General features: G+C 41.9%; 27 protein-coding genes and 1 pseudogene. 10 read left to right on the top strand and 18 right to left on the bottom strand.

Annotated elements, in window-relative coordinates:
- Nucleotides 1-6 precede the first annotated feature (6 nt).
- Both JZO85_RS11885 and JZO85_RS11880 read right to left on the bottom strand, forming a co-directional pair.
- Nucleotides 7-522, bottom strand: coding sequence for a hypothetical protein (locus JZO85_RS11885; protein ID WP_207108749.1), 516 nt, complete (start codon nucleotides 520-522; stop codon nucleotides 7-9).
- A gap of 62 nt (nucleotides 523-584) precedes the next feature.
- Nucleotides 585-3,845, bottom strand: coding sequence for a hypothetical protein (locus JZO85_RS11880; protein ID WP_207108748.1), 3,261 nt, complete (start codon nucleotides 3,843-3,845; stop codon nucleotides 585-587).
- A 291-nt stretch (nucleotides 3,846-4,136) separates the two neighbouring features.
- Here JZO85_RS11880 and JZO85_RS11875 point away from each other — a divergent pair, with 291 nt between their 5' ends.
- The 3 genes from JZO85_RS11875 (at nucleotide 4,137) to JZO85_RS11865 (ending at nucleotide 6,527) form a co-directional block, all read left to right on the top strand.
- Nucleotides 4,137-4,406 carry a hypothetical protein gene (locus JZO85_RS11875; RefSeq protein ID WP_207108747.1) on the top strand — a complete coding sequence of 90 codons (270 nt, stop codon included), beginning with the start codon at nucleotides 4,137-4,139 and terminating at the stop codon, nucleotides 4,404-4,406.
- 62 nt (nucleotides 4,407-4,468) lie between these two features.
- Nucleotides 4,469-5,392, top strand: a complete 924-nt coding sequence (locus JZO85_RS11870; RefSeq protein ID WP_242550345.1) for a DNA/RNA non-specific endonuclease — start codon at nucleotides 4,469-4,471, stop codon at nucleotides 5,390-5,392.
- 85 nt (nucleotides 5,393-5,477) lie between these two features.
- On the top strand, nucleotides 5,478-6,527 hold the full coding sequence (locus tag JZO85_RS11865; RefSeq protein WP_207108746.1) for an LPXTG cell wall anchor domain-containing protein: 1,050 nt from the start codon (nucleotides 5,478-5,480) through the stop codon (nucleotides 6,525-6,527).
- Between the two features lie 45 nt (nucleotides 6,528-6,572).
- Here the strand turns inward: JZO85_RS11865 and fsa are convergent, their stop codons facing one another.
- Entirely contained in the window at nucleotides 6,573-7,226 is a 654-nt protein-coding gene (gene fsa, locus JZO85_RS11860; protein WP_207108745.1) for a fructose-6-phosphate aldolase, read from the bottom strand.
- A 239-nt stretch (nucleotides 7,227-7,465) separates the two neighbouring features.
- Between fsa and JZO85_RS11855 the strand changes: the two genes are divergently transcribed.
- The gene (locus JZO85_RS11855; protein WP_207108744.1) at nucleotides 7,466-7,837 is read left to right on the top strand and encodes a YxeA family protein; all 372 of its coding nucleotides are present in this window, start codon (nucleotides 7,466-7,468) and stop codon (nucleotides 7,835-7,837) included.
- Between the two features lie 297 nt (nucleotides 7,838-8,134).
- Here the strand turns inward: JZO85_RS11855 and JZO85_RS11850 are convergent, their stop codons facing one another.
- The 5 genes and pseudogenes from JZO85_RS11850 to JZO85_RS11830 form a co-directional block, all read right to left on the bottom strand.
- Complete coding sequence (locus tag JZO85_RS11850; RefSeq protein WP_207108743.1) at nucleotides 8,135-8,443, bottom strand: carboxymuconolactone decarboxylase family protein; 309 nt, start codon at nucleotides 8,441-8,443, stop codon at nucleotides 8,135-8,137.
- Nucleotides 8,444-8,487: 44 nt separating this feature from the next.
- Nucleotides 8,488-11,058, bottom strand: coding sequence for an ABC transporter permease (locus JZO85_RS11845; protein WP_207108742.1), 2,571 nt, complete (start codon nucleotides 11,056-11,058; stop codon nucleotides 8,488-8,490).
- Nucleotides 11,055-11,741: pseudogene (locus tag JZO85_RS11840) on the bottom strand (ABC transporter ATP-binding protein). The gene JZO85_RS11845 and the pseudogene JZO85_RS11840 overlap by 4 nt, the downstream one beginning before the upstream one ends.
- Before the next feature lie 82 nt (nucleotides 11,742-11,823).
- Entirely contained in the window at nucleotides 11,824-12,813 is a 990-nt protein-coding gene (locus JZO85_RS11835) for a sensor histidine kinase (RefSeq protein WP_207108741.1), read from the bottom strand.
- A complete protein-coding gene (locus JZO85_RS11830) occupies nucleotides 12,806-13,486 on the bottom strand; it encodes a response regulator transcription factor (protein WP_207108740.1) in 681 nt (226 codons plus the stop codon). Before JZO85_RS11830 ends, JZO85_RS11835 begins: the two co-directional genes overlap by 8 nt.
- 119 nt (nucleotides 13,487-13,605) lie before the next feature.
- On the opposite strand from JZO85_RS11830, the gene JZO85_RS11825 reads away from it, so the two are divergent.
- The 4 genes from JZO85_RS11825 to JZO85_RS11810 all read left to right on the top strand — a co-directional run bounded on the left by JZO85_RS11825 (nucleotide 13,606) and on the right by JZO85_RS11810 (nucleotide 15,113).
- The gene (locus JZO85_RS11825; protein WP_207108739.1) at nucleotides 13,606-13,971 is read left to right on the top strand and encodes a DUF6713 family protein; all 366 of its coding nucleotides are present in this window, start codon (nucleotides 13,606-13,608) and stop codon (nucleotides 13,969-13,971) included.
- Between the two features lie 82 nt (nucleotides 13,972-14,053).
- Complete coding sequence (locus JZO85_RS11820) at nucleotides 14,054-14,368, top strand: PadR family transcriptional regulator (RefSeq protein WP_207108738.1); 315 nt, start codon at nucleotides 14,054-14,056, stop codon at nucleotides 14,366-14,368.
- Nucleotides 14,365-14,949 (top strand): DUF1700 domain-containing protein, encoded by a 585-nt coding sequence (locus JZO85_RS11815; protein ID WP_207108737.1) that lies wholly within the window; start codon nucleotides 14,365-14,367, stop codon nucleotides 14,947-14,949. Before JZO85_RS11820 ends, JZO85_RS11815 begins: the two co-directional genes overlap by 4 nt.
- On the top strand, nucleotides 14,946-15,113 hold the full coding sequence (locus JZO85_RS11810) for a hypothetical protein (RefSeq protein ID WP_207108736.1): 168 nt from the start codon (nucleotides 14,946-14,948) through the stop codon (nucleotides 15,111-15,113). Before JZO85_RS11815 ends, JZO85_RS11810 begins: the two co-directional genes overlap by 4 nt.
- 125 nt (nucleotides 15,114-15,238) lie before the next feature.
- On the opposite strand, the gene JZO85_RS11805 is transcribed toward JZO85_RS11810, so the two are convergent.
- Both JZO85_RS11805 and JZO85_RS11800 read right to left on the bottom strand, forming a co-directional pair.
- A complete protein-coding gene (locus tag JZO85_RS11805; protein ID WP_207108735.1) occupies nucleotides 15,239-15,637 on the bottom strand; it encodes an FMN-binding protein in 399 nt (132 codons plus the stop codon).
- Complete coding sequence (locus JZO85_RS11800) at nucleotides 15,638-16,081, bottom strand: MerR family transcriptional regulator (protein ID WP_207108734.1); 444 nt, start codon at nucleotides 16,079-16,081, stop codon at nucleotides 15,638-15,640.
- Nucleotides 16,082-16,197: 116 nt separating this feature from the next.
- Here JZO85_RS11800 and JZO85_RS11795 point away from each other — a divergent pair, with 116 nt between their 5' ends.
- The gene (locus JZO85_RS11795) at nucleotides 16,198-16,728 is read left to right on the top strand and encodes a GNAT family N-acetyltransferase (protein WP_207108733.1); all 531 of its coding nucleotides are present in this window, start codon (nucleotides 16,198-16,200) and stop codon (nucleotides 16,726-16,728) included.
- Between the two features lie 62 nt (nucleotides 16,729-16,790).
- A complete protein-coding gene (locus JZO85_RS11790) occupies nucleotides 16,791-17,423 on the top strand; it encodes a pentapeptide repeat-containing protein (RefSeq protein WP_207108732.1) in 633 nt (210 codons plus the stop codon).
- 60 nt (nucleotides 17,424-17,483) lie between these two features.
- Here JZO85_RS11790 and JZO85_RS11785 read toward each other — a convergent pair whose 3' ends face one another.
- From JZO85_RS11785 to JZO85_RS11750, 8 genes are all read right to left on the bottom strand, one after another.
- Complete coding sequence (locus JZO85_RS11785; protein ID WP_207108731.1) at nucleotides 17,484-18,092, bottom strand: hypothetical protein; 609 nt, start codon at nucleotides 18,090-18,092, stop codon at nucleotides 17,484-17,486.
- A gap of 158 nt (nucleotides 18,093-18,250) precedes the next feature.
- Nucleotides 18,251-18,676 carry a transcriptional regulator Spx gene (gene spx, locus JZO85_RS11780; protein WP_207108730.1) on the bottom strand — a complete coding sequence of 142 codons (426 nt, stop codon included), beginning with the start codon at nucleotides 18,674-18,676 and terminating at the stop codon, nucleotides 18,251-18,253.
- Between the two features lie 573 nt (nucleotides 18,677-19,249).
- Complete coding sequence (locus JZO85_RS11775; protein WP_207108729.1) at nucleotides 19,250-20,119, bottom strand: ROK family protein; 870 nt, start codon at nucleotides 20,117-20,119, stop codon at nucleotides 19,250-19,252.
- 358 nt (nucleotides 20,120-20,477) lie between these two features.
- The gene (locus tag JZO85_RS11770) at nucleotides 20,478-21,188 is read right to left on the bottom strand and encodes a GntR family transcriptional regulator (protein ID WP_207108728.1); all 711 of its coding nucleotides are present in this window, start codon (nucleotides 21,186-21,188) and stop codon (nucleotides 20,478-20,480) included.
- Between the two features lie 174 nt (nucleotides 21,189-21,362).
- Nucleotides 21,363-21,674 (bottom strand): PTS lactose/cellobiose transporter subunit IIA, encoded by a 312-nt coding sequence (locus tag JZO85_RS11765; RefSeq protein WP_207108727.1) that lies wholly within the window; start codon nucleotides 21,672-21,674, stop codon nucleotides 21,363-21,365.
- A gap of 12 nt (nucleotides 21,675-21,686) precedes the next feature.
- Nucleotides 21,687-22,001: a PTS sugar transporter subunit IIB gene (locus tag JZO85_RS11760; RefSeq protein ID WP_207108726.1), complete on the bottom strand. Its 315-nt coding sequence runs from the start codon at nucleotides 21,999-22,001 to the stop codon at nucleotides 21,687-21,689.
- Nucleotides 22,002-22,017: 16 nt separating this feature from the next.
- Nucleotides 22,018-23,445 carry a glycoside hydrolase family 1 protein gene (locus JZO85_RS11755; RefSeq protein WP_207108725.1) on the bottom strand — a complete coding sequence of 476 codons (1,428 nt, stop codon included), beginning with the start codon at nucleotides 23,443-23,445 and terminating at the stop codon, nucleotides 22,018-22,020.
- 3 nt (nucleotides 23,446-23,448) lie between these two features.
- The gene (locus tag JZO85_RS11750; RefSeq protein WP_207108724.1) at nucleotides 23,449-24,315 is read right to left on the bottom strand and encodes an ROK family protein; all 867 of its coding nucleotides are present in this window, start codon (nucleotides 24,313-24,315) and stop codon (nucleotides 23,449-23,451) included.
- Between the last annotated feature and the right edge of the window lie 32 nt (nucleotides 24,316-24,347).

The following is a 24,347-nucleotide window of genomic DNA, read 5'->3' as shown; positions in this document are numbered from 1 at the left end:
TAGCTATTAATTATCGATTGTTATCGTCAAAGCGGCTTTTGTTGCCCCTTGTTTTTCTTCTGTCTCAGGATCGTAAATCGTTACTGTGGCTGTCGCTGCATAAACCCCTTGCGGCAAATTTTTAGATAATTTGGCCTGCATAATTTCCTGTCCTGGATGAATCGCCTTTGACATAAAAACTTCCTCATTTGTCTCATCCAAAACAACGCTTACCGTAATCGGGTGACTGTTGCTTTCAGGATTGATAATCTGCAATGTTCCCTCGCTCTCACCATTTGAAAAATGGGCATTGGGATTAATGCTTAGCGTAAAATAATTCGCATCGGCAACCTCCTGCGCGACGTCTTTGACAGAGCGGTCTTGATTTTTTTCCATCGCAGGAAGTAAATCACTGCTCACAACCTCAGGCGTTCGCTGAATAAAGTAAATGTATCCTCCTGCTATTAGACATAAAAACAATCCCAGGATGAGCAACCAGCGATTCCTCTTATTTCTCCACCATTTTGGCTTCTTTACTTCCATAGCGGCTCTCCCCTTTTAACTTTTTTGAGATTGCTTCCGACTACCTGATCCGAATATTTCCATCAACTAGTTACCTTAAAGACAATTTCAAAATAAGGATTGATTTCTTCACGGAAAAAGAAAGCATCTCCTGTAAATCCGATTCTTTCAGTCTCATCAACACCCAGCATCAAAATATCGAAAGCCGTATTATTGATCACTCTTCCTGCCACGATAATGTCGATATCGTAAATGATTGGTTCCCCGTGGAGATGCAGCAGCAGCAGTCGATTGATATTGGTTTCATTTTGAATACTGTCGATGCTCAGCTTGACCGGAACAGTAGAATGATTGGTAAAGCTATATTCTGGTGAGGCAATCGACTGGATGCCTGACTCAATATTGGACGTCCCATAAAACATCATCTCCAACGGGATAGTCACTTCAATCCAATCCTCATCAGAGGCAACCACAGAAAAATCTACCTCAACTTCATATTGAATTTTCTTTCCGGAAAGCAGCTGCTCTTCCACCTTTATTTTTCCTTGCGTCTCACCAAGGGAGCTTCGATCTGGATATTCTTCAAACCCTACTATCGCAACCCCGTTTGGCAGATCCAAGTAGTCGCTAACGCAAGCATCCAATTCGGTATCTGTGGTATGTCTAGTAATCTCAGCTTCGATCCCAGTCGTTTGATTAACAACTAGTGGACGATAACCACTTTCAGTCAGTTCATAATAGACACTGTTCAACCCGCCTGTTTGATCGGTCATCGATTCATCCACCATTTGAATGTTCCATTCTCTGCCGGAGGTAATACTATTGCCTGTATCCTGTCCACTCTTATAAAGGTGCCATGATTCCACTACATCTCCTATAGAAGCTTCAAACCTATTACTTCCATTGGTTTGAGTACGAAATTTTTCGACGAAAGTACTAGGAGTTTCTCCTCCAGCAAGCTCGAAGCTATCCTTTCGAGTACTCTTTCCAATCGTAATGTCGCCTGCTCCTGAAAAAATATTCAAGCGAGAAAAGATGGTTGCTCCCACTTGGGTCAGCGCAAAGGAAGTCAAACTGCTGGCACCTTGTCCTGGTACATACGTAATCCCATAATTGGGATGCCAGGTATAAGCGGCAACTGTACGAAAATCGTTTGAATTGCTCCATGAGCCTGAGATTCTAAGACTATTTCCCCAGATCACTTCGATCGGTACAGTCATTTCCGTAGTGTAAGTCCCATAAGTAATTCGTACAGGTAATTGACGGTTGCTTCCAGGGATTGATGTATCAATCTCTCCCCGCAGTTCAAGACTATATTCGTCAGGGTTCAATCCTATTCCGTCGAAAGTGACTCGGCTAATCAGCGTACGGACATCGATCATTTCCATCGTTGTCCCTAGTTGAACCTGTTGCGGGTTTGCTTCGACAGCTAACGAGTTATCTCTTGTTGTAACAGTAAAATCTACCGTTATATCATAGAACAGCCTTTTTCCAGAATTCAGTGTTTCTGAAACGCGAATTATCCCAGTCGTTTCTCCCAGCTGACTTCGATCTGGATAATCGACAAAGCTTACTGGGGCAACACCTGAAGGTAAATTCAAGTAATCTGCTATTTGCTGTTCTAACTCATTGTTCGTCGTATGGCGAGTGATCGTTCCGGCAATTCCTGTTGATTGATTGACAACCAGTGGACGAAAACCCGTTGAAGTTATCTCGTAGTAAATACTGTTTTTTCCACCCGCATGATCAACGATTTCTTCATTTTCCATCAACACATTCCATTGTCGATTGGTCAGAATATTGTTATCTGATGCTTCATTATTTTGGTAGATATGCCACGATTCCACTACATCACCTACGGAGGCGGTCCGCATTCCTTGTTGATTTGTTTTCGCTTTGAAATTATCGAGGGCGGTATTAGGTGTCTCATTTCCTTTGATTTCGAATTCAAAGTTGCTGGCTGTGGTACCAATTGTGATGTCTTGATTTCCTGAAAAAAGACTTAGTTTTGCAGCCGTATTGTTCCCGGCCTGCGGCAATGAATTAGTCGTTAAGCTACTGGCAATCTGTCCTGGAACGTAAGTAATCCCTTCATTTGGATGCCAAGTATAGGCACCGATTGTTCGCATATCCGTACTTGCTGACCAGCTTCCCAAAACACGAATACTGGAGCCCCAAACGATAGTAACAGGAACTGACACGACACTAGAATAAACCCCATAATCAACTTTGATTTCCGCTCTTCTTGATCCTGGGTTCAGCGTTTCAATTGAATTGATCAGCTCAGCCGAATATTGATTGCTGTTGATGACGTTTCCTTGCAGTTTGACCTCTTTGATCATCCTTTTGGCATCGATCGTTGCTGAATGACTTCCTAAAGGCAGCTCGATCGATTCCGTAGTGATCGCCAACTCGTCCAACCCCGTTCTGAATGTCACCGAATTCGACCTATTTGAATCAATCGTCTGAGGTAGTGTGACATCATCGCTCCCGACTTCTCGACCAGTCCCTGTCCAAAGAACCGTTTGCAGGCTATATTCTGTGTTTTCTGCTAGTGAATTGATCGTAAAACGAAGTGAATTAATCTCGTTCTGGTTAGAATAGCCTAAAGTTACCTGACTCATAGGATAGCTAAGTGTTTGTACCACTCCTGTTGACTTGTTGGTTAAATATAAATCCAACTTAGTCGGTAAATACTTACTATCATTCGCGTTGATTGCTACTGATTGGGTAAAAGTAGCTGAATTGATCGTTGTATCAGTAACAACAGGTGCTTGCATTGCAGGCCTTCCAGCGGTCGTAAAGGTAGTCATGTGCCCGACTCTTCGCAAGTTTGGATTGATGTGATAAAAGTACCATCTAACTTGATAGGTCGTTCCCGGCTCAAGGCCGGTCACCCACCTTATAGCTCTACTAGAACTTGTTGAACTACCGGTAAGGACAAAACTAGCAACTGGTCTCCAGTCATCTAGTGATACTAATTTTCTAATCTCAAAATGTGTTTCAATTCCACCTAAACCATTTGATACAAGTGCCACTCTTGCTGCATTATGAGTGACATAAGCAGCATTTCCACTATCAAGAGTTATTCGGAGTCTGTCATCATTTTCCCAGGGATAGTAAACCTCATCTAAGGTTGTGACGTTTTCGTTTTCATCGAAAGGTACAACTTCTTCACTTGATTCTTCAATCCTCTGAGTTTCATCCGCTGATTCTGCTTGCTCATCCTCTGAGCTAGTAAGAGTAGAAGCAGCTTCATCTCCATCAAAAGCATATCCGACAAATGGCTGCAGCAACGTACTTAAAATAAAGAAGATGGTCAGAATGCTTATTACCTTTTTCACTATAAATGTTCCACCTCCTTTCAAATATAGTTATTTTTCATTTTAAATTTAGCATAGGAAACCAGTCATTTCTCTGTCTTGTTTTGCACACACCGGTGCAGTTTTAGACAAAAATTTACACTTGACTGATTTGCTTAAAAAACGTTTTAGTTTGTCGCTTGGTTTGCCATTTTTGAACACCCTGTGTCAGGCCCTTCTTTGTAAAAAAGGAGAACTGTTCACGTTTCTTTGAGTTATGAGGTAAAAATGCTAAAATCAAGCTATAGATTTTTTATAGAAGGAAGTGATTTTTTGGAAGAATATCGCGGATTATTGGAGAAAACCATTTTACTGCAGGAAAAACCGATCATGATGTCCCTTTTGATTATGAGTAATGGGGAAGAAAAAACCGAAGTCTTGATTAAGGACCGCTATCTTTCCGGCTATGTTTTTCGCTTGCCGGAAAATAAATATATGATCCACATCGAAGGTCGCCGCAACAAACGGAACCAGCTCGTTGCGAAACATTTTGAAATCATGAATCCTGATGAGTACATCAAGATTATTGGCGCCCCAGAGTAACTAGAAGTACCGGCACATGCCTACTAAGTTTTGCCAGATAAAGTAGAATTGAGGAAAAAACATTGTCAAAGAAAACTAAACTAGTTGCTGCGATGCTTGTTGCGGCAGCTAGTTTCGCTGTTTATAGCGTAAAAGATCAGATCCAAGCACCAACATCAGCACCCGCAGCAACGAGTCAATCTCAAAAGTCCGTCGTTTCAGCGCAGCAAGATTTAGCCGAGCTTGAATATGAGGGCACTCAAACGATCGAGATCAACCAAAATGACCCGACCTTTTCCAAAGAGGACCTCAGTACCGCAAAGGGACCATGGGAAGAATTCGGCGACTTGGATCACCTGAATCGAGCGACAGTTGCTGAAGCCTTATTGAACAAAAAATTGATGCCGACGGAAAAACGCGGAGAAATCTCAAGTGTCACTCCCACTGGCTGGCACAATAAAAAAGTCAACGGGCAATATCTGTTTAATCGTTCTCATTTGATTGGCTTCCAATTAACCGGACAAAATGCCAACTGGAAAAATTTGATCACCGGTACTCGCCAATTGAACAGTCCTGAGATGCTGCGTTTTGAAATGGATATTAAATATTACCTAGAAAAAAGTAATAAGAATTATGTTCGTTATTCTGTCATCCCCGTTTTTCGCGGTGACGAATTGTTGGCACGAGGGGTTCATATGATGGCTCAATCAATCGGAAGCGATGATGTACACTTCAATGTTTACATTTTTAACGTGCAGGATGGCGTGACTCTGAATTATGCAGACGGCACCAGTACAATTGGAACTAGCGCCTCCACTTCTGCCTCCTCAACGACCTCCTCTGAAAAGGAATATGTCGATAGTGAGGGGAAAGGACTAATCAAAGGGTCAAAAAGCGGGGTCTATCATTTACCAGGCAGCAAATATTACAACAATACGACAAATCCAAGAGCTTGGTTCAAAACTATCGAGGAAGCAAAAAGGGCTGGTTATCGCCCTGCAAAATAATTTTGAAAAATATTTCACATTTCACTTTACAGATACATTTCTTATGTTACAATAATGTTACGAAATGATTAAGGAGTGATTTTTGATGAAAAAAATTTTGTTAACATGTGCGCTATTGTTTTTATTCCCCCTGAATGCGAATGCTGAAACCGAGGCTATAAATAAATCGGAAGATTCAACTGCCGCTACAGAACAGACGACCACAGACACAACATCGGAGAATCAAAGTGACAGTACCGCTACTGAAGAATCAAGCACCACCGCAACAAGTGAAGAGACAAGTGCCACCACTACCTCCTCAAGCGAAGTAGAAAATGTAGAGGTAAAGGATATTGAGAAAGCGAAAGAAAAAACCATTAAAAAAGTAGAAAAAGAGATGGGTGTGAAAAAGACAGATACTCCTGTCAACGATGAATTAAATCCTGACAAACTTCGCGAAACCTTAAAAGATCCATCATTGAAGGACTATTTTACAGAAAAAGAAATTAATAATTTTTCCGATCAACAATTAACAAACGCTATGACTCTTTGCATGAGAATGAGCGGTGACACTTTCGGATTAGACATCGGCGGATACGCTCGCATAGTGAATGCCTTGTACAAGGACAAAACGCTCTCTTGGGATAAGATCGAAAATATTTTGAATTTTGATCCTAATAGCTACAGCAATGCCATAGAAATGATCGATGACATCGACAGTTTGCAAGCCTACTTAAATGCTCTTTACCCTAGCGATAGTTCATTTATGGCAGTTCGCAAGATGAGCCGCGAAGAGCTGATCAACGTATTGAAATACATTTCTCCAATTCAAGAGGAAATGATCGGCACAGGCAATTCCTTCTTCCCTGGAATCATTGCTTGGATCAGTCGTTACGCTGATGATGATGATATTCGCAATGGAGTAACCCCAAGCACGACAACGAATGACACAAATTCTGGGACAACTTCAGGGCAATCTGTCTCATCGACGAATAGTGCTGAAAACAAAGCACCGGCTGACGATAATAAAAATGATAAAATTTTAGGCATTTTACCAAAAACCGGTGAAGAAAGAAAAACCTGGTTGACCGTGGCTGGCGTTATTATTCTAGCGCTTATCGCCTTTATTATGGTTCGCCGAAATCGCAAAAAATAAAAAAAGATCAGTGAGCAAAAAATTACCTTTTGCTCACTGATCTTTTTATTCTTGCTTTTCTTGAAATGCTTGCCAATCGGCTTCAAATTGAGCAATTCCATTTGTCGTTAATGGATGACTCCATAATTTGGGGAATAAGTTTCCCGGTATAGTCGCAATATCTGATCCTGCCAAAGCAGCCTCCTCTACATGTCCCAGATGACGGACACTTGCCGCAATGATCTCTGTATCAAAGTCATAGATATCAAAGATTTCTCGTAAATCACTGACCAGCTGAATACCGTCCGAAGCAATATCATCCAACCTGCCTAAGAATGGACTGACATACGTTGCCCCGGCTTTAGCCGCCATCAAGCCCTGCGCTGCAGAGAAAATCAATGTGACATTGGTCTTGATCCCTTCCTTTGAAATCGTATGAACCGCCTGAAGACCTGCTTCTGTCATGGGAATTTTGACTACGATATTCTTCGCCCATTGACTAATCTCTCTTGCCTCGCGAATCATTCCTGCACTATCTAAGGATGTAACCTCTGCGCTGACTGGCCCAGGGACCAGCGCACAAATTTCTTTGATAACCGTCTCAAAATTCTTGCCTTCCTTGGCGATGATCGTCGGATTCGTTGTTACACCGTCTACCAAGCCCAATCGATTGATCCGCTCGATCTCTTCACTATTCGCCGTGTCTAGAAAAAACTTCATCTTTTCCTCCTATACTAGGTTGTTCCATCAGCAACAGTCTCAATTGCACCTACTCGACATCCATTTTTCAAAGCGCTTTCTTTCCTATATAAAGTATACCCACTCTCCATCATTACTTCAACATCCTGCTAGCATTGTGACAGTTTTGTTAGTCTCAGATAGGTCCCTCGCCCGATTTTTAAAGGCTTCAGACTTGATAAGCTAAATGTATCAAATTTGAAAGGACGATCAATCGATCTATGATAAAAAAACTTATTGGCGTAATGCTGGGAATCCTTATTTTATTATTCGGAGCAGCTCTTTATTCAAAAAATTCATCTAGTGAGGTCGCTGGCACCTTAGATCAGCTCAATCCGTTAGTTCCGAAAAGTGAGCTTTATGTAAAAACAACCAAACCGCAGGCGGTCAATAGTTATGGTACAGCCAGCTATCAACAGCTGGCTGCCAATAAAGATGGCAAGACACGCACGATCCAGTTTAGCGGCATTTCTGAGTTGAAAACCGATCGCTACTTAAAGCTTACTAATAAAGGTGCACACGTAGAGACCTACGAGGAAGTCCGTCGTGATCAGGTACCAGAAAAAGCATTAAAGGAAATTGATCCGCGGTAATAAGAAAGACTTCGAAAACTCAATCAGTTTTTGAGCACCAATTAGCTAATACTCTCTAAAACAGCCGCTGCATTTCTCAACGAAAAATAGTGAGTCTAGTGAACGGACGGTGAAGATTGCCTGCGTGATAATTCTAAATTTTCGCTTACTATCCCAGCAGCAACTATCATTTAAGCCGAACATGGAAAATCCTGCTAATAGTAAAGTCTTTTTGAAAAAAACTTAACAAAATGAAAGTCAAAGGAGCATATACTATCGTTTTCGAAAGTAAAATGCTACTTTGACCTTTTATTCTTTTTACTGCTTATCATATGCTTCTAACGCAGCGGGCAATGCATTGATTACTTCATTCCCCACTGCCGGCAAACCAATCATGATCGTACTGATCACTTCTTGGCGAGAAGCTCCCGCTTTTTTTGCCAGCATCACGTGAAACGGCAATCCACTTGTTTTTCCTGTTGCTGCTAAAACTGCTAGATAGGCTAAATGCTGTGTTTTGTCATCTAGTACACTGTTTTCACCCCAAGATTGGATCAGCTCATTGAACGTCTGTTGATATTCTGGCGCTTCTTTGGCAAATGTTTCAAAAGAATTGCTTATCCTCATTTAGTCACACTCCTTTTTTACAAGTTTACCAAATGTTGGATCTATTAGCCTAGATCATCCCGTAATGCCTCAATAATATTTTCTTTTTTTATCTTATTCACTGCGTAAAGCATGGTAATGGATACAATCAAGAGTACACCTGCCCCACTGATCAAAATACTGCTCCAAGGAAATAGGTAAGTAATCTCCGCTCCGCCTTTTACCATCGCCTGATAGATCAGCCAAGAAATGGCTGTCGCCGTAGGAATTCCTAAAAATAAGGAACGGGACCCATAAAAAAGACACTCAAAAATCATCATTTTATTGAAATCTCGATCCGTCATCCCAACAGAACGCAGCATCGTAAGCTCTCGCCGGCGCAGCTTGATATTCGTCGAGATGGTAGTAAAAACATTAGCAATCGCAATCAAGGAGATCATCGCCGCGAATACATAACTGAAAATATTCACTACGAAGATAATATTGCGATTTTGATTGAATAGCTCGTGAACATCGTACAGCTCATAAGGGAACGTGAGCCCTTCTTTCTGAATGATTTTCTTTATTTCTGCCGTTGACTGGTCAGCGTTTTTTGATCGAAAAGTCAAACCGAGTGCTTGATCGATACCGAGAGGAGAAAACTCGCTCTTCCTTTGATAAGGTGCGATAAACATAAAAATATATGGCTTCTTTTCAGTTGGCTGACGCGGCAGGGTGTCCAGTGGATACGTGTCGACAAATTTTGTTTGAACACTCCGCTGCTGGTTCACCGATGGTTTTCCGGCAAATTTCGGTACGAGAGCCATGTTCATCGAATCTTTAGTAAAAAGATCGATCAGCTCAGTTTTCCCATCGGCTTTTTCTACACGTTGTTTTGCAACAGCTAGTATTTTGCCGTTTTCACCGGTATATTCCTTAACAGGCAATCCCATTTGTTTGATAAATTTCAGGTATTCCTTATCCTCGATGAATTGGATATCTGCCTTCAAGTTTGATTGCTGTGCAGGATCGATGTGCTCCAGCTCACGATAGCGCGAGGAGAAATCACTGTTTTTCACCAGGCTGGTATATTGCAGGATTGCCTGATACGAGCTTTGAGTGATCCCTTTGACCTGCTGAAATTTATCATACAGACGAAACAGCTCGCTTTCCTGGATTTCTGTGCTGGAAAAGACGATATCATAATCCGTATCTACTACCAGCTGATTCGCGGTCTGCTGCAAACTATTTCCAAAAGCCTGTGCGGATACAAAAAGAACCACGCTGAATGCCAACGATAAAATGATCGTCCGATAACGTTTTTTGTTACGCTTGAAATTTTTTAACGCCAGCATCCCTTCCAAGCCATAGATGCGTTCTGAAAATTTGGTCGTTTTGACCTCTTTTGCGGCGATCTTTACCTCATTGGATTGGCGAATGCTTTCCATCACAGGAGTATTCGCCGCTTTCCTTGCAGGAAGATAGGCCGAAATCAAGATAGTAATCAAGCTGACCACTGCCGCTGCCACTAGTACCGGAACCGATAGTGACAAAACTAATGGAATATTCGCATATAGGACGTTACTAAAGTTTTTAGCTACAAGTCCGATAACAAGCCGGATACTGCCAAGTCCTAAAACTACTCCAAGTGGAATCCCTATGGCTCCAACACAAAATCCTTCAAACAACACCGAATTTCTTAGCTGCTTCGGGGTCGCCCCAACTGAGGAGAGAATCCCGAATTGACGGGTTCGCTCGTTCAAGGAGATCGTAAAGGAATTGTAGATCAGAAAAATCGATCCCAGCATAATCAGTGCGACCAAAATCGTCCCGATTGAATAAAGCAGTAAATTAAACACCTTATCATCGGAAGCCCCCATGAAGCGCAGAACCTCATCATTAAATGTATAAGTTTGTTTTTGGGCGGCTCGCTTCGCGTAAACATGGGCTTTTCGCGGATTTTTAAGCGTGACAAAAACACTGAGATTGCTATGCTTCTCAGATTTATCCGCAAGCGTGATCAAAGTATAGCCCGGCGCGCTTCGTTCTTCGAAGCCGGGCCGTTCGCAAATACCGACGATCTTATACGTTTTTTTAGCAGCCTTTGTCAGACTTTCTGGATTTTTCCTTGCTTTCTCATAGGGATCATGCTGATTCAGCTGTTTGTTCCCTGCTATGCGTGTACCGACGGATAGTGAAATAGTCTCACCAACTGCGTATTTCACCCCGCCATTCGCTGCAACATGCGCTGGAATGACTACTTCTCGGCTATTTTTCGGCAATCTGCCAGAAAGCAGTTTTACGGGTAAAGTATCAAAGGTTTTTGGATTGAAGCCGGCCACGAATAAATACGGCTTATTGGGATTTTTTCCGCCCTTTAGCTGCCCATAGCCGATCTCTTCAAACGTCGCTGCCTTTAGAACCTCCTTGTCCTGCTTCTGCTTTTTGGCAAAATCAGCGTTAGTGTTCAAAAAGCCAACATGCCAATCACCGTACTTTTGCACGGAACCAGCCACCATATACCTTTGAAGAGAGAGGGCAAACGTTGCAACGGCTGTGATCATCGCGGCAGAAAGGATCACACCGATAATCGTTACAAGTGTACGACTACGATTTTTCTTCATATTTTGCAGAGTGACTTTATTGAAGATGTTCATGTATGCATCATCCTCTCATCACGCGTTACGCGTCCATCAGAGATACCGATGATCCGATCCGCCTGCAATGCGATCTCCTCGTCATGAGTTACCACAATTAGTGTCTACCCGTATTTTCGATTACTCAGCTTCAGCAGCTTGATAATCTCATGCCCATTTTGGCTGTCTAAGCTGCCAGTCGGTTCATCCGCCAATAAAACAGCAGGTGCGTTCATCAACGCCCGGCCAACTGAGACACGCTGCTGCTGACCGCCGGACAATTGATTCGGCAAATGGTCTTTCCGTTGATTCAGGCCTAAAAGCGCTAATAATTCATTCAGTCGAGCCTGATTCACCTTGCGTTTATCCATCAGGACTGGCAAAGTAATATTTTCCACTACATTCAACGTTGGAATCAGATTATGAAACTGATAGATCAGTCCAACCTGACGTCGACGAAAAATTGCCAGCTTTTCATTGTTCTGGGCATATACATCTTGTCCATCCAAAAATACTTTGCCGCTGGTCGGAATATCGACTCCGCCAATCATATGCAGCAGGGTCGATTTACCAGAGCCGGACGCACCAATGATGGCCGTAAACTCCCCCTTTTCGATCGTTAAAGAGACATCATCCAGTGCGACGACCTTATTGTCCCCTTCTCCATAAATCTTACTAAGGTGTTCGATTCTCAACAGCTCCATTATATGAGCCTCCTTCCTCATGGTTCACTTATATAATAGAAGCTTTTTCTTTCAGCTGAGTGACTTCTAAGTGAGAGATTCGTCACTTAGGAAAACGAATGAGGAACAGCGCACCGCCCTGAGGGTGATTTTTTGCGGTAATCGTTCCTCCCTGACGCTTAATAATCGACTTGCTAAGAGACAGTCCGATACCAAACCCCATTTTACTGCTGTCCTCTCCTCGATAAAACCGATCAAATAAATGCTGGATATCCGTTGGTTCTAATCCTTTGCCGCTATCATGGATGATAATTTCAGTAAATAGAGGATTATCGTCACCAGCAATAGTCAGCTTTCCTTGCTCTCCAATGCTTTCGATACAATTCTTGAAAATGTTTTGAATAGCTTCCGACAACCAAACAGCATCCCCTTGGATCATAATAGCTGGTGAAACCTTGTTCACGACCTGAATATCATGCAAATCCAGCGTCGCTAAAAACGGTTGAAGAGAGTGCTCGATCAGCTCAGCTGCATGGATTGGTTCATTTTGAAATTGTACGACATCCGCATCCAATCGAGACAATTTCAATAGAGCCGTGATCAAATGATCCATTTGCAAAAGCAGCGTCTCAATTTCGCGAAGGTTCATTTTTCGCTGCTTTTCGTCACTATTCTCAGCTGCTAAGGACAAAATAAGATTCACCGAGGTCAGCGGTGTGCGCAGCTGGTGCGCGATATCTGCTAAGGAATCGGCTAAATTTTCCTTTTCCTTCTGCAAAGCCACGTTTTGTTCACGAATCCGCAAAGTCATTTTAGCAATCTCGCTTTGCAGAATCGACAGCTCTCCTTCATCCAGTTCTTCGATGAATAAATGATCCTCATTATGCAGGACCAAATCAATCTGATCAGAAATTTGAGCGATTCGCTTGTAGCGTGTGCGCGTAAACAGCAAAAAGAGCACGCCAAAAATAAATGCAGAAAATACAGCAATCATTCCCGCGGCAGCGCTCTGTCTGAATCCTATGACCACCAAAATGATTGAAATCAAAAGAAAGACTCTGGTGAAGCTGCGAAATTCCCGATTTCTAAACATTGCTGCCTCCTAAGCGATACCCCATTCCACGAACAGTCAAAATAATCTCAGGCCTTGCTGGATTTTCCTCGATCTTTTCCCGTAATCGCTTGATGTAGACGGTCAAGGTATTATCATTCACAAATTCTCCTGCTGCATCCCATAATTCATCCAATAATTGCTCTCGCGTGACAATGATCTTAGGATTATTCACAAAAACCAATAACAGCCGATATTCTAGAGCAGAAAGAAAAACTTCACTCCCATTTTTCCGTACGATCCCGCTGGTGCTGTCGACATAAAGTCCGTTGCACTCAAAAGCTGCTGGCGCCTGCCCGCTTTTTCGCAATGCGTTTTTAATCCGTGCCAACAATTCTCGCGGTCGAAAGGGTTTTGTAACATAGTCATCCGCTCCTATATTCAAACCAGTAACAATGCTGGATTCATCGTCTGATGCCGTCAAAAAGATGACTGGGATTCCCTGCTCAGCTTTGATTTCTGTACAAACAGCAAAACCATTTCCATCCGGCAAGGAAATATCAACTAACGCCAGCTCATACTTATTTCCAAGCAACAGCCTTGAGGCCTCGTTTTTATTTGCGGCATGCGTGACAGAAAAGCCTTCAGTCTGCAGCAGGATCATTAAATTTTTCGCAATTACTTGATCATCTTCCACTAAAAATATCTGTGTCATCGGGAGGTCTCCTTCTCTATTTTTTCTTTTTCATTTTATTCTACCATCATCCCCTTTTAAATGGCGCTTTCTTCCACTAGAATTGATAGTAACAATCGTTCCAAAGAAAAGGAGAAAAAATGAGTAATTTTTTGAATGCGCTGTTTGCGATCGAGCTCGCACTACTGCTGACTCATGAAATGGACGCTGTGGAGCATAAGGAATGGCGCATGTTTATCGGCTTATCTAAATTGACTGATTCAACAGCTTACTGGGTCTTTACACTGCCGCATATTATTTTATATGCTCTTGTGCTTTTTTTCCTGCTATTGAAGCAATCGGTCATTTTTTATGTCGTAGATTTTTTTCTTGTGGGTCATCTATTCCTTCACTTCCTTTTTCGGCATCATCCTAAAAATCAGCTCACCAGCTTCTGGTCAAAGCTGATTATTGTTTCTTCGGGAGTTTGCGCAGGCATGCATTTGATTTTATTAAGTATTCGTTGATTTTTTTTGAAAATACGCCTTAAGTCCTATAGTCCCTCTATACTATGTAATGTATAGTATGACGTATAGAGAGGTGTTGTTGATGGACAGTCAATTGAAAAAGGGTTTGATTGAATATTGTGTTTTGGCCTCGTTAGTGGAGATCGATTCCTATGGCTATCAAATCGTCAAAGAGATCCATCCCCATCTTGAAATTACTGAATCGACGCTTTACCCAATCTTAAAAAGACTGGAGACTAACAAAAAGGTCTCTACCTATTCCAAGATCCATAATGGTCGTTTGCGGAAGTATTATCACTTAACAGATTTAGGAATTGCCAGTATTCAGAAATTTTTGCAGGAATGGAACGATGTAGAAGCGGTTCACCATTATATTAAAGGGAGTGTTGAAGAATGAATCGAGTGGAATTTATTAAGGAATTAAGCAATTATTTAGCTTACGAAGTTCGGCCTAGCGAAGTCCATCGCTTGATTGAATATTATGATGAAATGATTTTAGACCTGATGGAGGATGGCTACTCCGAAAAAGCCGCCGTTAAAAAGCTGGGTGATCCTCAGCAATTGGCCTATGAGGCTGCAGGTATCCCAACAGAGGTAAAGGTTCCTCGGCGCTTTAATTGGCTATGGATCACATTGTTGATTCTAGGGTTTCCTTTATGGGGCAGCCTTGCATTAGCGGCCTTCCTAGTGCTTTTAAGTATTGATATCGTCATTTGGTGTATTCCTTTCACTGGCGCCTGTTTAGCTGGCGGTACAATTATCGGTGGTGTGGCAGCGGCCTTCACTAGCCCATTTGTTCTATTCGATTCGTTCTTCATGGGCGTGACACAGCTTGGTGCTGGTATGTTCCTATTCGGCTTCGGTCTATTATGCATGTGGTTGACCTATAAATTCAGCGCGGTCTTTATGAATATGCACCGCAGCCTGATGCGCGTGATTCGCCGTAACATTTTCCAACGAAAGGTGGTCCAAGTATGAAATCTAAACACCTAGTCCCTAAACTAGCTACCTACCTGATTGGTGCCGGCGTTCTCTTGATGATGTTAGGCTACGCACTATCTGGATTTTCACCGGATCGCTACCGCATGGATTACGATGACCGTCACTGGTACAACGTAGTAGGCTTTTACATTGATGATTAAAGTCTTTTAGAAAAATACTTAACAAAATGAAAGTGAAACGCCCCTATTACCATAAATTATGATGGTGATAAGGGTGTTTCACTTTTTATTTGTGCTGTATTGATGCTTCGTGATGGTCGCATTTTTTAATCTGTCTGCAACGCTTTTTCAACCGCTTTTTGAATCACCTTGCTCGAGTTAGTCGCACCAGAAACCGCATCGACACCGATTTTTTGCTCTTCCAGAATTTGAGCTGGAATATCATCAGCATTCTCGCCACGATCATTCGTATGCGCAAGCATTTTTATTGAACGAAACTGATGGTCCTCGATCTCTACCTCTACTTTGGCAAAAATGAAGTCGACATTGTGCTGTCCGATGTATTTTCCATCTTTGATCGTAGACAGATCAGGCTCGTTGATTTGGATTTCTTGGACTGCTTTTTTGTAATTCGTAAAACGATTGTAATAATAAATACCATATCCGCCTGCTAATACTAGTGCGATCAACCCTATTATCAGCAAGGTTCGCCCTTTCTTTTTCATTTATTTATCCGCCTTTGTATTTAGTTGATTGATTTGGTCAAATAGCTCATTAATCTGTTGCTCAAGTGTTAATTGATTCACTTTATACAGCTCATGGCTATCAAATAAGGGGGTAAGCTTTTCAATGATTGCGACGATTCGCTGCAGCATATCAATCCGATCCTTCATATCAGTCAAATTTCGTCTTAATACCTCATTGGCAGTATCATTGCAGGATTGTCCCTCTGGTTCATTATATAATGATGTCAGTATTTTAATATCCTCCAATGAAAAGCCGGCATATTTCAATACAACGAGATTTTTCATGATCAGCAGGTCCTCTTCATCATAAAAACGATAGCCATTTTCTAAACGCTTCGTTGGTAAAATCCCTGTCTTATCATAGTAACGCAAGGCAACCGGAGACACAAAAGTCTTCTCGGCGAATTCTTTGATCGTCCACATCTAGCTCCCTCCTTTTTTTCCATCTTAACATTCAACTTAAGGTGAAGGTCAAGCTCGGATCGTGTTACACTATCAGCAAATAATTAAATAGAAGAATAGAAGAAAGGAACCTGTTTATGGAAGAAATCAAACTGATCCGGCCCCAGAAGCTCCATGAAGCCGCCGTCCTTGACTACAAGGAGGAATATTTTTCTAATGGCGAAAACGATTTGCACGGTTCTTCTCTGCTGACAGAAATGACGAGCTATGACGACTGGCTGGCTCATTTAGCCAAGCAAGCAGATTCTGCGACGGTAAGCTCTGATTGGGTAGCAGCGACGACATTTCTGGCTGTTCGTCAAAGGGATCAAAAAATCATTGGAATGATCGACATTCGTCATTATTTGAATGATTTTCTGCGAGAATTTGGTGGACACGTCGGCTTTAGTGTTCGACCAACTGAACGGAAAAAGGGCTATGCGACGGCGATTCTGCGTTTGGGCTTGGATTATTGTAAAACCCTTGGGTTGGAAAGAGTTATGCTGGGCTGCTATAAAGAAAATAGTGCCTCTGCAAGCACGATAATCAAAAATGGCGGGATTTTAACCAAAGAGCTTTCCCATGAAGCAGGAAAAAAAGTTCAGCTTTATTGGATCGATTTGTCATAGTTTCTCTTTCTCAGTGATGCTAAAATAGAGATAAGAATACCGTTGAGAGAGGATGCGATATAATGACAAATGGATTAAAGAATCATGATTACTCGTTTCGCAAGCTGCAAAATGCTAATTTTCACGACATGACCTTTGAGAACGTGGATTTTTCGAATGCTGATTTAACTGGGGCAAATTTTGACAATTGCCTGTGCCGTGAGTGTGATTTTTCGGGAGCGATCTTACAGAATGCTTCGCTTAAGGGAACTGATTTTCAAGGCTCCAGCTTGCGGGAAGCGGATATCTCTGGTGCCAACCTGTTTTTTGCGATGCTGGAGCACGCGGATTTGACCGATATTATCCATGATGATCAGACACAGTTTTTTGATCTTTATTGTCCGGCGGAAGGCCCCTTGATCGGTTATAAAAAATGCTTTGACTATCGGATCGTCCAATTATTGATCCCGGCGGACGCCCGCAGAACTTCTGCAACAAATACCTGCTGCCGCTGTGATAAGGCAAAAGTGTTGAGTATTAAGGATATGTACACGAATGAAGATTACGACGAGGCGGTGTCATATGTCGACAGCGATTTTGTTTATCGGGTTGGCGACTATGTAACAGCCGAAAATTTCAATCCGAATCGCTGGGCGGATTCCACCGGCGGGATTCATTTTTGGCTGACGCGCAAAGAAGCTGAGGGATATATGTAAAACGCAACGCCCCCGCCATTGTCTTTAATGGCGGGGGCGTCATTCGTATGTATCAACGATTCATTCTTTTTTATTACGACTCATTTTTTCTTGGAAATAATCAAGTGTCAGGCCTTTGATATCCGTTAAACGCAAAATTTCCTTCAAGGATTCGTATTCCTCATACAGCTCCTTCTTCTCCTCATCCAGCTCATAGTCGGTGACGATTCCTGACATGCTCGGCGCATTGAACATTTTGGCCGCGATCACTCGGTGGACCCCGTCATTTTGCAGGATATAGCAGTCATCTTCTTTGTAATAATTGAACCTGAGTAAAGAGGAGCCTTCAAGATTAAAATCATCGGAATAAAACGCCTGTTGAAAAGCCAGCCCATTTTTCTTCAAGGAGGTTAAGTTTTCATTGATCTTTCCGACGTCTCTTCCTTCGGGCAGTTCTTTCATGAAAAGATCATAGACTGATTTCTCCTCGACCGCCCAATCCGCTTTTACCCCGATGATTTTTTTTATTGGAATCTTTTTGCAGGGGTGTTCACTATTTTCTATTTTATTGTAATAATTTTCCACGTGAGAATCCTGGAAAAAATTTCTTTTTTGCGACTGGATATGCCCCAGACTAATCCCTGCCTCCAGCATTCGTTCAATTGCTTTCTTTTCAAAATCTATCGTCATTATAAACCCCTCCCGACACGAACACCAACCTTCCTTTTCTAGAACGCTTCGTAGAAAAAGACCAGCCGCGATTCATTCATTTAAGGAGTACGTACTGCCTTAAAAGCTGAAACCGATGTTCTGCATAGTCGCTTGTGCTTTCTGCTTTTTCTAGCTATTTATCCAACATTTTGTTTTTCCAAGTCCATATACAATAGAACCTCGGTCAATTTCTTTGATGTTGCTTTACGCACTTCTCGCGGAATAAACTGATGGATATCCTCTTCGTTGTAGCCGATCTGCATTTTGGTTTTGCTCAAGATGATTGGACGTCTGACCAAGCCGGGGTTTTCTTCAATTAGAGTGACCAGCTCATTAAAGGATAACTCTTCAAAATCCAACGCTAATTTGTCGTATACCTTTGATCGGGTAGAAATGATCTCTTCTGTTCCCGTTTCAGTCATTGAAAGAATTTCTTTGATCTCTTCTTTGGTCAAAGGCTCATTCATAATATTTCGTTCTTCAAATGCCAATCCTTGATCCTTTAACCAAGCCTTCGCTTTTCTACATGATGCACAGCTTGCTGAACTATATAATTTAATCATTTTTTTACACCCTTCTATAAAATCATTTTTTTAAAATATGCTCTGTTATTCTACAAATATTACGATACAGCACCTATCATCCTTTGTTAATCTGATTTTTAAAAAGTGTTCAAAAAAGGTATTTAAAAAAGTGCAAAAATCTCTTTTTTTATAACTTAGAATAATTTTCTTAATACTATCTATTGGTGGTAAAGTTGACTGGTTACAATCATCACATGACGATGACACCCATATAGACACAGCATTTAATAACAGCTAGTCAGTTGATCCAGCCCTCCTTTTCTTCGCGAATCATTTATTTCCACGAGAAGTAAAAATATGATTATTTAACAATTATTCTTCACTATCATTATTGCTATATCTTTTTACAGCCGCCTAATCAAAAAAAAATGAGCTGATCAATCCCTCGTTATCGAGGTCTTTGATCACACTCATTTTGATTTAAATAGATAGCCTGCTGTCTTTTCTCCCTTAAATTGCTGATTGAGATATATTACCAGTCAAATCGTGGGCTCAAAGGGATGCCCTCACCATTTGTCTTAGTAGCATTCTTTTCTAAAATACCTTATCATTTTAGCTTTCGGCAAATTCTGTCACAAATTGATAGACTGCACCTATTAGATTCGCCTCATCCAAAAAGCGGCAGCTCATGATTTCCGCAGTAAGATCCTGCGCTTTCTGGGCGCTTAGCAGTTGCTTGACTTCTTTATCAAGACGTTCAACAACACCTGGCCGCCTTGATATTCCTCCGCCGATCAGCAGGCGATCCACGTCTAAACTAACCAGCACGTTGTAAGCTCCGATCGCTAAAGTGGCATAAAATTGGTCCACATATTTCTTTGCCAACGCTTCATTCTCTGAATCAAATAAATGAACCGCATCGTAGTCCTCACCCGTTCCTTTTTCAAGAGAATAGCTTTTAGCTAGGTTGACTGGACTCGTTAATTCGCTGAACGTTTGGCGCTTTTCGTTTAATATCATATAGCCAAATTCCCCGCCGAACAAATGCGGCCCGGCGTATAATTTTCTATCTAGGACAATCGCGCCTCCGACCCCTGAGCCGATAATAAGAAAGGCACTATTTGATACGGTCGAGGCATTGCCCTTCCAGACTTCAGCTAGAGCGGCACAATTGGCATCGTTTTGAATAGCGACGCGCAACCCAAAAAGTGCTTCTAGTTCTTTCCTGATTTCAAATCGATGGATATAGTCAATCGCGCTTAAGCCATAGATGATTCCCGCTTTTGTATCCACCGATCCAGGAGAACTGATCGCTACTCCTGAAAAGTCTAGGCTGGACTTGTTTATTTCAGACATAAACTGTGCCTTCATGCCCTCCCAGCTCGCTGGCGTCGGCTGACTTCTCTTATTTACAAGCGTGTCTCCGTCCCATTCGGCATACTTGATTGACGAACCGCCGATATCAATAACAAAAAGATTCATACAGTTTTACCTCTCCTTTATTGAAAAAAGTATGAGAACTATGCCCATCCTTCTTAAAAATTCTCTATTATGGTCAACGTTTAAAAAAGCCGTCAAGTGATTCTGCAACGAAAAACAATGACGATCATTCGCCTCAACGAATAGATAGATTTCGCAGCTTAAGTAATCGATTACATCCCTATCATAGCACGACACCCGACTGATATCTACACTTTTAAATAAAAAGTATAGATTTTTACAGAATATAGTTTGTACTATATAAAAAAATTATCACCCATCCATCGCTTTGCAAAAAAGAACTCCGCGATCAAGCAGCGTAGACAGCTTAATCACAGAGTTTTTTCCATTTTCGACACCCTTATTTAGTTAATACCAATTCTGCTTTAAAGTGATTATAGTGATGCGTTGTCGTTGAATATTCAAAGGCGGCGCCGCTGGACAAATAGCCTACCTGCTCTGCAATCCCCACAGGCTCATGAGGCTGCATCTGCAGCTCAGCCGCTTCGGCTTCCGTCGCCCCTCTCACTGTAATGATTCGGTGAGCGCTTTGGATGACCAGCCCCAGCTCACTTTCGATATAATCATAAATCGATTGCTTTACATGCTTTAGCTTCAAATTCATGATCAGATTAATAGGCATATAGGTTTCCTCAATCGCATTAGGAATACCATCTACATAGCGGACACGGTAGATAAAATAAACAAAGTCATCTTCGCAAATATTCAATTTGTCTTGAATTTTTTCATCTGGCTGGATGACGGAAAAATTTAAAACCTTACTAGTGACCTCATTTTGAGGATGCTCTGCGGTTTTTCCTCTGAACTGATTGGTGAGAGAGACCCGCTTCAGCTCTGTCGTTGACAGATCCTTGATGAATGTCCCGGCCCCTCGTCGTTTAATGATCAAGCCTTCCGCTACAAGAATGTCCAGCGCTTGCTTTACTGTCATTTTGCTGGCATCGTATTCGACGCCCAGCTCCTTTTCTGAGGGCAGCTTATCGTTGGCTTTAAATGTTCCGTCAACGATTTTATTTTTAATATCATTTGAAATATGTATATACTTTTTCAACGCAAAAACCTCCTCTTGTCTTCATTATTATAGCGCAGACGCTCTTGCTTGGTCTATACTAATAACTCAGAATAGTCTAATGCTTAGCTGTTATAGATGCATACTTTCACAGAAAAAAACGAGACATAAATCCCAAAGATTCATCCCTCGTTTTTATCAAAAAAGCCATTTTAACTATCCGATCCGTTTGTAGATATCTACAATTTCCTTAGCCAAATCAGTGAAGGCAATCGATGTCATCAAGTGATCCTGGCTATGAACCGCTAAAAGAGTGACTTCCATATTGTTGCCTTGAGCTTCTTGAGTAAGTAGTCCTGTTTGCGCATGATGTGCTTCTACTAATGCATTTTCTGCTGCGGTAATTTTATCTTCTGCTTCTGAAAAATCTGACTGTTTTGCCGCTTGGATTGCTTCTACTGCATCACTTTTTGCGTTTCCCGCGTGAACGATCAAGCCCATGATCGCTTCTAAATTTTGTTGTTCCATCGAATGTCCTCCTTATAGACCCATCAGCTTTTTCGCTTCTTGCAAGACCTTTTGACCATTCATCATTCCGTAGTCAGCCATATCGATGACAGATACTGGAATTCCCTTGTCCGCAACCTTATCTTCAAATTGCTTCAGCATAAAACGGACTTGCGGTCCTAATAATAAAACATCCACGTCCTTTTCAGCTAAAATGCCATTGGCTTCTGTCGCAGAAACAGCGAAGATATCTGCTTCAAAGTTTTCTTCCTTCGCGGCTGTTTCCATCTTTGTAACCAATAAACTGGTACTCATCCCTGCTGAACAAACTAACATAATTGTTTTCATGATCGATTTCCTCCTATTATTTGTTTAATTGATCCACTAATTTTTCTGTTAACTCAATTTCACTTGTATCGGCGACATTTTTAAACCAGTAACCGGATTTCTTGATGGTTTTTATTTGTGTTCTGATATCGGTCGAAATAAAACCATAGCGATTGCGGTACGCATTTTTCCATGACCAGCAATCGATTGGGGTCCATAGATGGTAGCCGAAGCAGTTAGAGCCCTCTTCCATCCCTTTATGCAGCCAATAAAGATGCTCCTGAATAAACTGGATGCGGTAATCGTCCTCTATCATCCCTTGTTTATTTAAATAGCGCTCTTCTCGTGAAACGCCCATCCCGTTTTCTGACACAAACCATTCAATATTATTGTAATTATCACGAATGTTGACCGCGATATCATAGATAGCTTTCGGATAAATTTCCCAGCCTTTATCGACATTCATTCGTCTTCCCGGCATTTGATATTCTTCAAAATATTTTTCTGGCAGCCAATCTACCGCTAAACTATTTGGAGAAACCTCTGGTGCTTTCACACGATGAGGATGATAGAAATTCACGCCTAAATAATCGATTGGATTGTTTTTGATGATTTCTAGCTCTTCTTCGCTGGTCTCCCAGAGCACTCCGTCTTCTGCCAGCCTCTCTGTTAATTTCGCTGGAAAGGCTCCTAGAGTCGACGCGTTCATATACAATTGATTCAGCCATAAATCCGCGAACTCAGCCGCTGCTAAATCCGCCGCATTTTGACTTGCTGGATAAGCAGGAGTCAAGTTCAGGATGATCCCGATCCGACCTGCTTCGTTTTGGTTCACCTTTTTGAAGCAAGCGATCGCTTTAGACGAAGCCAGCTGAATATTGTAGGCTACCTGAACAGCTTTTTTTCCATCTACTAGATTCGGATAGTGGAATTGATGCAGGTACTCACCTTCGACAACTACCATTGGTTCATTGAAGGTAAACCAGTCCGTCACACGATCACTAAACAATTTGAAGCACTGCTCCGCAAATTTGACGAACAGCTCAACCACATGCTTGGATTCCCAGCCGCCATATTTATGATAGAGCTCCACCGGTAAATCAAAGTGATGCAAATTGATCACTGGCTTGATCCCATTTTTAATAAACTCATCGATCACATCATTGTAAAATGCCACATTTTTTTCATTTAATGTAGCGGTTTCAAAATCATCAATCAACCGCGTCCACTGGATCGACGTCCGAACGGAATTTAAACCGATCTCCTTCATCAGACGAATGTCCTCTTTATAGTCATTGTAAAAATTGGACGCAAGATTCGGTCCTACCTGATCGTAAAACGCTTCTGGTTCAATATCGTACCAGTGGTCAAACATGTTGGCATGCTTCTTGTTGAACCGTCCTTCTGATTGAGGGCCTGATGTTGCAGCTCCCCACCAAAAATCGGTTGGAAATTTAATATGCATTGATTATTCTCCTCCTAAAACTTTTTTCGCTAATGCCAATCCGCCGATGATCCCCGCTCGATTATTCAACTCGCTGTGAACAATAAAGCTCTCTAAATCAGCGACAGACATATACTCATTCATCACTTGCAAATAATAATTCCGAATGAAGGGAAACAGCTGTTTCTGATGCATGACTCCGCCGCCTAAAACAATTACCTCAGGGGCAAAGGACAGCGCATAGTTCACACAGCTTTCAGCAAGATAATAAGCGACCGTATCCCAAACAGCATCCTCTGGACCAATCTCTGTACCCTTGATCCCCGTCCGTTTATAAATCGCTGGACCTGATACTAATCCTTCCAGGCAATCGTCATGGTAAGGACAGACACCTTCAAAGGAATCGCCGGATCTTCTGGCAATCGAAATATGCCCAATCTCTAAATGCTTTTTCCCCGGTAAAATCTCATTATTAAGAATCACTCCGCCGCCTACGCCCGTCCCAACTGTCAGATAAACAGAATTTTTGGTCTGTCTCGCCGCACCATATGCCATTTCGCCAAATGCAGCAGCATTTACATCCGTGGTCCAGTAAATAGGTACAGCCAATTTTTTTAGCGCGCCCAAAAAGTCAAAATTTTTCCACCCTGACTTAGGCGTGTTGGTAATGTACCCATATGTTTCAGAGTGACGATCCACATCGATCGGACCAAAGGAACCTACCCCGATCGCCTGCACTGGATGAGCAGTGAAAAACTGTATGATGGCCTCTACATTGCGTGTAGGGTCACCAGTCTCAATGATTTCCTCGTCAATGATTTCGGTTACATTATTTTCATCCGCTATAGCACAGATTATTTTCGTTCCGCCTGCCTCAATGGCTCCTAACATCTCATCCCCTCCAATTCACCTTGTATATTTAA

It is taken from the genome of Candidatus Enterococcus murrayae (assembly GCF_017315985.1).
Classification (GTDB): domain Bacteria; phylum Bacillota; class Bacilli; order Lactobacillales; family Enterococcaceae; genus Enterococcus_A; species Enterococcus_A murrayae.
The sequence above is the reverse complement of the archived record's forward strand: the minus strand, read 5'-3'. Positions and strand labels throughout refer to the sequence as shown.

Bases quoted from the DNA above. Each gene is read 5' to 3' on its own strand.
- spx (WP_207108730.1), bottom strand. From the start codon at position 18,676: ATGATTAAATTATATAGTTCAGCAAGCTGTGCATCATGTAGAAAAGCG.
- JZO85_RS11790 (WP_207108732.1), top strand. From the start codon at position 16,791: ATGACAAATGGATTAAAGAATCATGATTACTCGTTTCGCAAGCTGCAA.
- JZO85_RS11815 (WP_207108737.1), top strand. From the start codon at position 14,365: ATGAATCGAGTGGAATTTATTAAGGAATTAAGCAATTATTTAGCTTAC.
- JZO85_RS11795 (WP_207108733.1), top strand. From the start codon at position 16,198: ATGGAAGAAATCAAACTGATCCGGCCCCAGAAGCTCCATGAAGCCGCC.
- JZO85_RS11820 (WP_207108738.1), top strand. From the start codon at position 14,054: ATGGACAGTCAATTGAAAAAGGGTTTGATTGAATATTGTGTTTTGGCC.
- JZO85_RS11810 (WP_207108736.1), top strand. From the start codon at position 14,946: ATGAAATCTAAACACCTAGTCCCTAAACTAGCTACCTACCTGATTGGT.
- JZO85_RS11865 (WP_207108746.1), top strand. From the start codon at position 5,478: ATGAAAAAAATTTTGTTAACATGTGCGCTATTGTTTTTATTCCCCCTG.
- JZO85_RS11885 (WP_207108749.1), bottom strand. From the start codon at position 522: ATGGAAGTAAAGAAGCCAAAATGGTGGAGAAATAAGAGGAATCGCTGG.
- JZO85_RS11850 (WP_207108743.1), bottom strand. From the start codon at position 8,443: ATGAGGATAAGCAATTCTTTTGAAACATTTGCCAAAGAAGCGCCAGAA.
- JZO85_RS11755 (WP_207108725.1), bottom strand. From the start codon at position 23,445: ATGCATATTAAATTTCCAACCGATTTTTGGTGGGGAGCTGCAACATCA.
- JZO85_RS11825 (WP_207108739.1), top strand. From the start codon at position 13,606: ATGAGTAATTTTTTGAATGCGCTGTTTGCGATCGAGCTCGCACTACTG.
- fsa (WP_207108745.1), bottom strand. From the start codon at position 7,226: ATGAAGTTTTTTCTAGACACGGCGAATAGTGAAGAGATCGAGCGGATC.
- JZO85_RS11785 (WP_207108731.1), bottom strand. From the start codon at position 18,092: ATGACGATAGATTTTGAAAAGAAAGCAATTGAACGAATGCTGGAGGCA.
- JZO85_RS11750 (WP_207108724.1), bottom strand. From the start codon at position 24,315: ATGTTAGGAGCCATTGAGGCAGGCGGAACGAAAATAATCTGTGCTATA.
- JZO85_RS11765 (WP_207108727.1), bottom strand. From the start codon at position 21,674: ATGGAACAACAAAATTTAGAAGCGATCATGGGCTTGATCGTTCACGCG.
- JZO85_RS11845 (WP_207108742.1), bottom strand. From the start codon at position 11,058: ATGAACATCTTCAATAAAGTCACTCTGCAAAATATGAAGAAAAATCGT.
- JZO85_RS11830 (WP_207108740.1), bottom strand. From the start codon at position 13,486: ATGACACAGATATTTTTAGTGGAAGATGATCAAGTAATTGCGAAAAAT.
- JZO85_RS11760 (WP_207108726.1), bottom strand. From the start codon at position 22,001: ATGAAAACAATTATGTTAGTTTGTTCAGCAGGGATGAGTACCAGTTTA.
- JZO85_RS11800 (WP_207108734.1), bottom strand. From the start codon at position 16,081: ATGTGGACGATCAAAGAATTCGCCGAGAAGACTTTTGTGTCTCCGGTT.
- JZO85_RS11835 (WP_207108741.1), bottom strand. From the start codon at position 12,813: ATGTTTAGAAATCGGGAATTTCGCAGCTTCACCAGAGTCTTTCTTTTG.
- JZO85_RS11775 (WP_207108729.1), bottom strand. From the start codon at position 20,119: ATGAATCTTTTTGTTATTGATATCGGCGGTTCGTCAATCAAGTATGCC.
- JZO85_RS11855 (WP_207108744.1), top strand. From the start codon at position 7,466: ATGATAAAAAAACTTATTGGCGTAATGCTGGGAATCCTTATTTTATTA.
- JZO85_RS11805 (WP_207108735.1), bottom strand. From the start codon at position 15,637: ATGAAAAAGAAAGGGCGAACCTTGCTGATAATAGGGTTGATCGCACTA.